The sequence below is a fragment of the Planctomycetota bacterium genome (genome assembly GCA_038746835.1).
GTDB lineage: Bacteria > Planctomycetota > Phycisphaerae > Tepidisphaerales > Tepidisphaeraceae > JBCDKH01.
The window spans coordinates 1-9,540 of the sequence record JBCDKH010000144.1 but is presented as its reverse complement, the minus strand read 5'-3'; the positions used below and the strand labels follow the sequence as shown (position 1 = coordinate 9,540).

At 63.1% G+C, this 9,540-nt stretch carries 9 protein-coding genes; 4 read left to right on the top strand and 5 right to left on the bottom strand.

The genetic code is table 11. The features are described 5' to 3' along the window. From AAGI46_12830 to AAGI46_12810, 5 genes are all read right to left on the bottom strand, one after another. The coding region (locus AAGI46_12830; GenBank protein ID MEM1013093.1) for a hypothetical protein at window positions 1-1,058 on the bottom strand (1,058 nt) is incomplete at its 3' end. Window positions 1,059-1,220: 162 nt separating this feature from the next. Then, window positions 1,221-2,033: a hypothetical protein gene (locus tag AAGI46_12825; GenBank protein ID MEM1013092.1), complete on the bottom strand. Its 813-nt coding sequence runs from the start codon at window positions 2,031-2,033 to the stop codon at window positions 1,221-1,223. Between the two features lie 24 nt (window positions 2,034-2,057). After that, window positions 2,058-3,041 carry an alpha-ketoacid dehydrogenase subunit beta gene (locus AAGI46_12820; GenBank protein MEM1013091.1) on the bottom strand — a complete coding sequence of 328 codons (984 nt, stop codon included), beginning with the start codon at window positions 3,039-3,041 and terminating at the stop codon, window positions 2,058-2,060. Between the two features lie 82 nt (window positions 3,042-3,123). After that, window positions 3,124-3,399, bottom strand: a complete 276-nt coding sequence (locus AAGI46_12815) for a hypothetical protein (GenBank protein ID MEM1013090.1) — start codon at window positions 3,397-3,399, stop codon at window positions 3,124-3,126. Next, window positions 3,399-4,556: a thiamine pyrophosphate-dependent enzyme gene (locus AAGI46_12810; protein MEM1013089.1), complete on the bottom strand. Its 1,158-nt coding sequence runs from the start codon at window positions 4,554-4,556 to the stop codon at window positions 3,399-3,401. The genes AAGI46_12815 and AAGI46_12810 overlap by 1 nt, the downstream gene beginning before the upstream one ends. Before the next feature lie 71 nt (window positions 4,557-4,627). Here AAGI46_12810 and hemC point away from each other — a divergent pair, with 71 nt between their 5' ends. The 4 genes from hemC to AAGI46_12790 all read left to right on the top strand — a co-directional run bounded on the left by hemC (window position 4,628) and on the right by AAGI46_12790 (window position 9,392). Then, on the top strand, window positions 4,628-5,521 hold the full coding sequence (gene hemC, locus AAGI46_12805) for a hydroxymethylbilane synthase (protein ID MEM1013088.1): 894 nt from the start codon (window positions 4,628-4,630) through the stop codon (window positions 5,519-5,521). A 117-nt stretch (window positions 5,522-5,638) separates the two neighbouring features. Next, window positions 5,639-7,108, top strand: coding sequence for a response regulator (locus AAGI46_12800; GenBank protein MEM1013087.1), 1,470 nt, complete (start codon window positions 5,639-5,641; stop codon window positions 7,106-7,108). Between the two features lie 23 nt (window positions 7,109-7,131). After that, window positions 7,132-8,220: a Gfo/Idh/MocA family oxidoreductase gene (locus AAGI46_12795; GenBank protein MEM1013086.1), complete on the top strand. Its 1,089-nt coding sequence runs from the start codon at window positions 7,132-7,134 to the stop codon at window positions 8,218-8,220. After that, window positions 8,217-9,392, top strand: coding sequence for a hypothetical protein (locus AAGI46_12790; protein MEM1013085.1), 1,176 nt, complete (start codon window positions 8,217-8,219; stop codon window positions 9,390-9,392). Before AAGI46_12795 ends, AAGI46_12790 begins: the two co-directional genes overlap by 4 nt. Window positions 9,393-9,540: the final 148 nt, after the last annotated feature.

Below are 9,540 nucleotides of genomic sequence, written 5' to 3'. Positions count from 1 at the left end.
TTCATAAAGCGGAACGGCCCGACGCGGAGGTCGTTGATCATGACGAAGTCCGCGTCCAGCCCGGTGAGCGTCGCATACTCCTCCGCAATCGCACGCCGGCCTTCTTCGTCGAGCGACTGACCACGAACCAGTGCCGGCAGGTAACGCTCGACCGCGAACGCTTCCGCAGCCTTCCTTGCATCTTCGGGCGTCATGTCGACCTTGCCGTGGAACGCGGCCGTCGCGGCGTAGGTCGGCAGAAACGTCACCAACGGCATCGGATTGTTCGCCGCCTCGCGGATGGTGCTGAAGTCGAGGACCGTGCTGATGAGGATGACGCCGTTGACGTCGAGGCCGAATCGGTCGTGCAAGCTGATCGCGAGCCGTGCCGCCCGGGTGGTGCCGTAGCTCTCGCCGGCGAGGAACTTCGGGTCGTCCCAGCGGGCAAAGCGCGTGCAGTGCAGGCGGATGAACTCGCCGACCCATTTGGCGTCCTGCTCCACGCCGTAGAACCGCTCGCCCTCGTCCTTCACCTCGGCGTCAGGGTCCTGCTTGCCGTCTTTGTCCTTGTCGACCTTCTTCGTCGCCGCCCGGCTGAAGCCCGTGCCGACGGGATCGATGAAGCACAGGTCCGTCGCCGGCAGCCAGCTCGCCTCGTTCTCGACCACCGTGCTCGGCGGCGCGGGCGGCGTGCCGTCGTCCGGCAGATCCACGCGGAACGGCCCGGCCGTGCCGAGGTGCAGCCACACGCTCGCCGCACCGGGCCCGCCGTTGAAGACGTAGGTGATTGGTCGGGGCTCGGTCTCGTGCAGCGGCTTCCCGTCGCCATCGAGGGCGGTGTAGTAGGTGAAGAAGATCGTCCCCCGCGTGACGCCGGCGTCGTCCTTCATGTCCAACTCAGCCGCCGTCGCTTGGAAGGTCAGGCCGTTGACCGTGTGCGTCGTGTCCTGCCGACTCTTGAACGCCGGCTGCTCCGCCGCGGGCTTGGGGTCGTCGTCCGCCTCGTCGGCGGTCGCACCGCCCGCCATCGCGAGCACCATCGGCACGGCGATCAACGCACTCCACATCCAGTCAGCCATGCCGTCACGGTAGCGACATGATCAGCCTCGAAAACAAGCGGCGCACCAGAGTAGCGGGGGCGGGCCCCGTACGAGGCCTAGGCCGAGGACAAATCCTCCGCCAGTCGACCGAGTGCGAGAATTTCGCGCACGCTAGCCTTACGACTCTTCACTGCCGCCGAATCACCGATTGCCTCGATTCCAGTATCGATCAACATCCTCTGCATCATACAGGCTTAACGTCCAGCTAATCCAGGGAGGATTGTAACCGGGATCGTTGATGAGGATCTTCTCTATAGGAGATAGCGCGAACTTTACCAGGCCGACAGCAGTTACGCTAATTACAAGGCGTGCAAGATCGTCATTAGGAACGATTTCTTGGTCGCGAAGCTGAAAAACCTTCATGATTAGCAACTTTATCTTTCGCCTGTCATCATCCAGAGTTTCATAGAGACTAGAGTCTACGTCACTCAGGCCATCTTCCTTTCTAATGGACCTGAGATACATGTGTCTGAAACGGGATGCTGCGTCTTCATGCCGAAAGAACGAGGCTACGCGCTGGCGAGACTCGCCCATTTCGCCGTCACGGCTCTCTGACATCAGCGGTAGCAGAACTTCTGCAGCCAGTGCTCGTTTGTGATTGTCTGCGGTTTGTTTCTGCGCCTCCACTGACTGACGTAGCTCGCGATTCTGGATGTCGAGGCTTGCACGCTGCTGAGTCAAGCTCTCTTGCTGTTGCTCAAGGCTGCGATTCTGCTGCAACAGTGTTAGCAGCACACCAAGAAGTGCGCATGCTGAAAAGAAGGAGTTCGCAACACCGAAGAGGTCTCCGATCGGTCCGACTCCCGCCCAATGATCTTTCATTCCGGGAATGAGCCAATACGTTACGAGGGGTGCAGCGAGTCCCAAAATCACCCAAGCCACAAACGCAACCGCGAGAGCTTTTATCAAGAAGCCCGTACCAAAAGCCCGTTGTTTGTTGGGGCCACTTGTCATATCTGGTGAAAGGGAGAGGCTGGTTCACGAAGTGTAGCAAGCTGCCTTCACGGCCGCCTTGATCTTCTCGACACTCGGCAGCATCGCTTCTTCCATGTAGTGGCCATAGGGCACTGGGATGTCGTCGCTGTGAACGCGACCGATGGGGGCGTCGAGGTCATCGAAGCTGGTCTTGTAGATCTTCTCCATCACGCCGGCGCCCATGCCGTAGAGGCCGTAGTCCTCGTCGACGATGACGCAGCGATTGGTCTTCTTGATGCTCTCGGCGATCGTCTCGGTGTCGAGCGGGCGGAGGCTGCGGAGGCTGATGAGCTCGCAGTCGATTCCGTCGTCGGCAAGCTGTTCGACGGCCGGCTTGGCGAAGCGGGCGAGGCTCTTGCCATAGGAGACGACGGTGCACGCGTCGCCTTCACGCATCACGTCGGCCTTGCCGATGGGCAGGACATACTCCGCGTCTGGCACCTCACCCTTGTCGTTGAGCATGATCTCGCTTTCAAGGAAGCAGACCGGGTCGTCGCACCGAATCGCGGCCTTAAGCAGGCCCTTGGCCTCGTACGGCGTGGCGGGGCAGAGGGTGACGAGGCCGGGGATACGGCCGTAGATCGTCTCGACGCGGTGGCTGTGGGTGGCACCGAGCTGGTGGGCGATGCCGTTGCCACCGCGGAAGACGACGGGGACTTTGTACTGCCCGCCGGACATGTAGCGGACGTTGGCGGCGTTATTGATGATCTGGTCGGCACAGACGAGCGTGAACGACCAGCTCATGAACTCGATGATCGGCCGGAGCCCCATGCACGCCGCGCCCACGCCCAGGCCGCTGAAGCCGGTCTCGCTGATCGGCGTGTCGAAGATGCGGCGCGGCCCGAACTTGTCGAGCATACCCTCGGAGACCTTGTACGCCCCGTTGTACTCGGCGACTTCTTCGCCCATGAGGAACACGTTGTCGTCGCGCTCCATCTCCTCGGTCATGGCGTCGCGAAGGGCTTGTCGGTATTGAATCTCGGGCATTTATCTGGTTTCTTGGGAAAACCGGGCAGGGTAGCGGTGGCCGCCAGTTGCACGCGTCGCGTGAAGGCGGAGAAAACACAGCTCAGGCGGCTGGCTCAGGTATCTCAACCACCACGATTTCCTTCTTACGAAGGCGGGCCGTCCCACCACCAGGCAAATAGACCGTGAAGGTGACCGGACCCAGGGCCAAGGCGAACTCGCTCGTCACGTGCAGACGATCTCCGGAACTCATCACGATCGTGAAGGGTTCGAAAGGCCTGGCACGCGAGAGTTCCTGGATTTGCTCCTCGAAGCTCCTCGGGCGAGGAGCTTCGTCGTCTCGATGCTTCCACGAATCGCCTTCATCATGGATCGCCATTAGTCGACCTCCAGCGGATACGTCTCCGCGATGGCGTCTTCGAAGCGGCTCTCGACATCCGGGTGCGGGTCGGCGTCGGCTTGCTTGATGGCGGCTTTGACTTCGGCTCGGATCTCCTTCTCCATCGACTCGGCCTGAGCGTCGTTCAGGAAGCCGGCTTCGCGAAGCTTGATTTCGTAGAGGCTGATCGGGTCCCGAACCTTTGCCGATTCCGCTTCTTCGCGGGTGCGGTACTTGAGCGGGTCGCTCATCGAGTGGCCGCGGAAGCGGAAGGTGTTGGCGCTGATGTATGAGGGCCCGTTGCCTTCGCGGCCGCGGGCGACGCATTCGCTGAACAACTCGATCGTCGCGTCGAGGTCGTTGGCGTCGAGGTTGTACGTGGGCATGTCGTAGCCCAGGCCACGCTTGGCGAGGTCGGTTTCGGCACTGTGCCGCTCGACCTGCGTGCCCATGGCGACGGCGTTGTTCTCGATGACCCAAATGACGGGCAGCTTGTAGAGGCTGGCAAGGTTGAGGGCTTCGTTATGTGCGCCCTGGTTGATGGCTCCGTCGCCAAAGAAGCAGAACGTGACGCCGCCGGTCTTTTTGTACCACTGGGCGAAGGCGAGGCCGACGGCGACGGGAAGGTGACCACCGACGATGCCGTGGCCGCCGTTGTTGCCTTGCGACGCGTCGAAGAGGTGCATCGAGCCGCCTTTGCCCTTGCTGCAGCCGGTCGCTTTGCCAAAAAGCTCAGCTGCAGCGACGTGCGGGCTCATTCCCAGGGCCAGCGAGTGACCGTGGCAGCGGTAGGCGTTGATGAGCTGATCGTCGTGCTTCTCCCGGTTCATCGCCGCTTCGCAACCGACGGCGATGGCCTCCTGACCGCTGTAGAGGTGGCAGAAGCCACCGATCTTCATCTCCTTCGTGCCGTCTTCGAGCGTGCGCGGCGAGGTGTATTCGCGGTACATGCTCTCTTCGAAGCGCCTGATCAGCATCATCATGCGCAGCCGGGCACGTTCCTTGTCGCCGTCCGTGGACGGTTCAAAAAGGGCGTCCATCTTCCGCGGCGTACGGATGTCCTGCACGGCACCAGGTTTGGCGTGCGAGGCCCCATTGCGGTCGGCCTGGGTGGCTGGGGACTTCTGACGGGGCGGGGCAGCTTCGGCAACGCTCATGTTCGGCAGTGTAGGAAGGCGCGTCCCCGGCTCAAAGCTTCGGCCAGACGATCGCGACACTAAACTTCGTCGTGCGTGTGCTGCGTCTGGCGACCCGTCAAAGCCGACTTGCCCTTGCGCAGAGTCGAAAGGTCGCCAAAGCCATCGAGCAGGCTCATCCAGACGTCCGGGTCGAACTCGTCGGGCTCACGACGCAAGGCGATCGTGATCAGGGCGATCTCACCCGTCACGGCGGCAAGGGACTCTTCGTCACCGAGGTCGAGCAGGCACTGCTCCGATGCGAGGCCGACCTGGCCGTCCACAGTCTGAAGGACGTGCCTGTGACGATGCCGCTGACGGACGGCGTCGAGGAGTTGGTCGCGGCAGCCATTCCGACCCGTGAGGATGTGCGGGATGTGCTGATCCTGCGGCCGGGCCTGGACACGTTGCCGGTGGACGCACGGCTGGGGACGTCGAGTCCGCGCCGAGCGATGCTGATGCGACACGACAGGCCGGATCTTCGAATCGTGCCGTTCCGCGGCAACGTGGACACACGGCTCGAGAAACTGCGGACGGGCGAGGTGGACGCGACGCTACTCGCAGCGGCCGGTCTGCGACGGCTTGGGCTGCTGGACGATGCGTCGGACGAGTTGAGCGGTTTGCGGCTCCGGATCTTGCCGCCTGACGACCATCCGCCGGCGGCCGGACAAGGGGCGTTGCTCGTGCAGTGCCGTCGTGATGAAGTCGATGTCCGAGACCTCGTCCGGCCGCTGGACGATCCGGCGACGCGGCGTGCCGTTGCGGTGGAGCGGCGGGTGGTCGAGCTTCTCGACGGCGACTGCCACTCTCCCATCGCCGCCTACGCCGAACCACTCGATGCGGAGCGGGTACGACTCACTGCCGCATGGGCTCGTGGCGAAGAGGTCATCCAGCGGACCGTCGTGGCCAGCGACGCGGTCGCGGCTAATGAAGCCCTTCGGTCGTGATTGACGAAAAAAGGTGCAGAATCGCTTTCGCAAGACACCTGCCGGGATTAGCTTGGCCGCCGGGGCCACTTTGCTGCGACGTCTGCCGTGACACCGACGCTCGAAACGCCACCTTCGATGGACCTGCCGTCTGATGCGTCGCTTCTCGACGCGGTTGGCGAGGGCGTTCTTGTCGTCAACGTGAATGAACACGAGCTCTACGCAGGTGAGCGGCTGGCACGCTGGCCCGCTGCCGTGCGGGAGCAAGTGCGACGCGTCTGCATCGACGTGCTGCGGCACGATGCCGCCGATCGGTCGTCGAGGCGTTTCCAGCTCGCCGCGGGTGAAGACCACCACCTCGAGGTCGTCGTTGGACGAAGCACCCACGACCGAGAGCAGGTCGCCGTCGCTGTTATCTTCGACGCGTCTGAGCATCGTCGTCTGCAGCGAAAGATCGACGCGATCGACAAGGCCGGTGCGGAGCTCGTGCGGATCGAAAGCCAGGCCGTCGATGCGATGACGCCCGCCGAGCGATTGAAAGTGGTCGAGGAGCGGGTCATCCGGGCGACGCGTGACCTGATGAGCTTCGACCACTTCTGCATCCGGCTGGTTGATCCGAATGGCAGCAAGCTCGAGCCGGTGTTGTCCGACGGGTTACCGCCAGAAGCCCTGGACGTCGAGCTCGTCGCCGACGACGAGGCCAATGGGATTTCGGGGTACGTCGCACGCACCGGCCGCAGCTACATCTGCCACGACGTCGGACGAGACTCGCGGTACATCCCGGGGCTGGACGGTGCCCAGAGCAGCTTGACGGTGCCGCTAACGCTTGACGACACGATCGTCGGCGTGCTCAATGTCGAAAGTCGCTCGCTCGGGGCGTTCGACGAGGACGACCGCCAGTTTGCGGAAATCTTCGGCCGATATGTCGCGATCGCGATGAGCATCCTGCGGCTGCTCGTGAGCGAGCGTGCCGCGACCAACAAGAAGGTCGCCGACAACGTCGCTGGCGAGGTGGCCGGTCCGCTGAACGACATCGCGCTGGATGCCCAGAGCCTGCTGGACGACTTCGTCGGGGAGGAGAAGCTCCACGACCGCCTGCGTGCGATCCTTCAGAACGTCGAGCAGATCCGCGAAGGCATGCGCGATGCGTCGAAAGGTCCGAACGTTCTGTTGGGTACACGCAGTCGCGAGGTGTCGATCGAGCCTGAAGTGCACGATGCGATCAGCGGCGCACGCGTTCTCGTAGTCGACGACGAGGAGTCGATCCGTGAAACCGTCGCAGCAGTCTTGAAAAAGCACCGTGCCGTCGTCACGACGTGCCGGACCGGACGTGAGGCGATCAACACGTTGCAGGCAGGTTTTGACCTCATACTCAGCGACATCCGAATGCCCGATCTGAGCGGCTACGACGTCTTCGCCGCCACACGGACGCTCGCCCAGCCGCCGGCGGTCATTTTGATGACGGGTTTCGGGTACGACCCGAACCATTGCATCGTCCGTGCTAGCCAGGAAGGGCTGAGCGCGATTCTCTTCAAGCCGTTCCGCGTGGACCAGATGCTTCAAGAAGTTCGACGTGCGATTGGCGCGTCGCAGGCCGCGTCGTCTTGACGCGGGCAGCTATGCTCGCGGGCATGCAAGAGAGTAGTGAGAAGCTGCACCTCCGGGCCGCGGTGATCGGGGTCGGCATCGGTCAGGCACACCTGAGTGCTTTCCAGGACGCTGAGGCCTGCGACGCCGTTGCCGTGTGCGATCTCGATCGCGACAAGGCACAGAAGGCGGCAGATAACTTTGGAATCAGCCGGGTTTACACGGACGCACAGCATCTTTTCGAAGACGCCGATGTCGACGTCATCAGCGTCTGCACGCCGAACGCGACGCACATGCCGCTGTCGATCGCCGCGATGAAGGCCGGCAAGCACGTCCTGTGCGAGAAGCCCATGGCCATGAACACGGCCGAGGCGACGTCGATGATCGACGTGTCGAAGGAGACCGGCAAGACGCTGGGCATCCATTTCAACCACCGCATGAATCCGTTCGTCGCGGCCATGCATCGCTACGCGGTCGCGGGAGACCTGGGCGAGCTCTACTTCGGTCGAACCCTGTGGCACCGACGCCGCGGCATTCCGGCGAGGCCCGGCTTTGTCAGCAAGAAACTCGCCGGCGGCGGGGCGATGATCGATCTGGGCGTCCACCAGCTCGATCAGCTGTTGCACGTCATGGGGCACCCGAAGATCAAGTCGCTCTCATCGCAGATCTACACCAAGTTCGCCAAGGTCGACGTGCCCGAGTTGGAGATGGACGTCGACGACTTCAGCGTCGCCTTCGTGCGTTTCGAGAACGGCGCATCAGCCGAGATGGAGATTTCCTGGGCCAGCCATCACCACATCCCGGAGCACCGCGTCCTGCAGGTCTACGGCACCGACGGTGGTGCCCGACGAGAGCTGCACGGCTACCAAGGCGGGCCCAACGACCTGACGGTCTACAGCCGACGTCACGGCGGATTCCAGGACTCAGTTATCTCGAACCCGCCCGCGGTTCCGACTGTGCAGTCTGACTTCCTCGATGCGATCCGCGAAGGTCGCGACCCAATCTGCTCGGCCGAGCATGGGCTGGTGACCATGCAGATCCTCGACGCGCTCTATGCCAGCAGCGATACCGGCAAAGAGGTCGTTTTCGATGAGTTTTTCGCATCTGGCTCTTCTGAAGCCTCCGCGGCGTGACGGGCATGCCGCGGTACGACGATCTGTTCGAGCACGTTGCGACCTTCGACGCCGAAGTGGGCGTCGCGACGTTCGCACAGGATGTTCCCGCAGCGTGGGCGGTCTACCTGATGACGGACGCCGACGACCGGCCGCTGCAGCTGCTGTGCGTCAAGAACCTCCGGGCAAGCCTCAAACGACGGCTCGATCCGGAAGTCGGCAGCGCACGAACGGCCGACCTGTCGGCCATCACGAAGCACGTCCGCTACACACGCGTCGACAGTGCCTTCGAGCAGGATCTGCGTTACCTCGAAGCCGCCCGTGCGTGCTTCCCGGAGAGCTACGGCGGCGTACTCGGCTTCACGCCGGCGTGGTTCGTCCATTTCAATCCGGCTACGAAGTTCCCGCGACTGACGAAGCAAAATCAGATCGACAAGCGAACCGGCACCTACGTCGGACCAATTGGCGATAAGCACGCGGCCGACAAGTACGTCCGATCGATCGAAGAGCTCTTCGATCTGTGCCGGGATCGCGATCGACTGCTGAGCGACAAGAGCGATCCGTGCCAGTGGCGCGAGATGGGGAAGTGCGTCGGCCCATGCGAGGGTCCGCCAAGCGGTGTGTCACTCGACGCCTATCGAGCGCTTTGCGGTGAGGCGGCAGCACTCATGGCCGACGTGCCACGAGCGGTCGCAGAGGTCGACCAACGCATGCGACAGTCGGCGGCGGCGACGAAGTTCGAAGTCGCGGCCGAGCTGAAGAAGCGGGGCGAGCAGCTCCGCTCGCTTCGCCAGAAGCACTATCGCCACACGCGGCGCGTGGAAGACATGCGGTTCCTGGCCGTCCAGCCGGGTGGCAACGGGGCCGCCAAGCTCTTCGCGATCCGTGCCGGTGAGGTCCACTTCGTCGCCGCGGTCTTCGCAAATGAGCCACTCTCCGAGGCCGTTCTGACACTTGCGACATCGATGCTGAGCGAGCCTGCCGAACGGCCCATGTCGACGGAGGCGTTCGAGCGGGTGTCCCTCGTGTCATCGCACCTCTACGCCGCAAAGAAGCTTCCCGGGACGTTCCTGCACGTCGACGAACTGAACCATCGAACGCTCGAGAAGGCGATCCAGGCCGCCGCGGGCGAGGTCGATGTCGTCGACGAAGCCGACGACGGTGAGGTGCGTGGGCTGCAGAGCTTCGACTGACGTCACATAGCGTGTCGCATGGCGAAGAAGGCTGCGAAGATGAAGCTCGCCCCGGTCGTCGTTGTCGGCAAGCACCCGGCCGCGTCGCTTGCAGCAGCGACGCTCGCGAAGCGCGGCCTCGACGTCGTTCAGGTCGCGACGAGCAAGT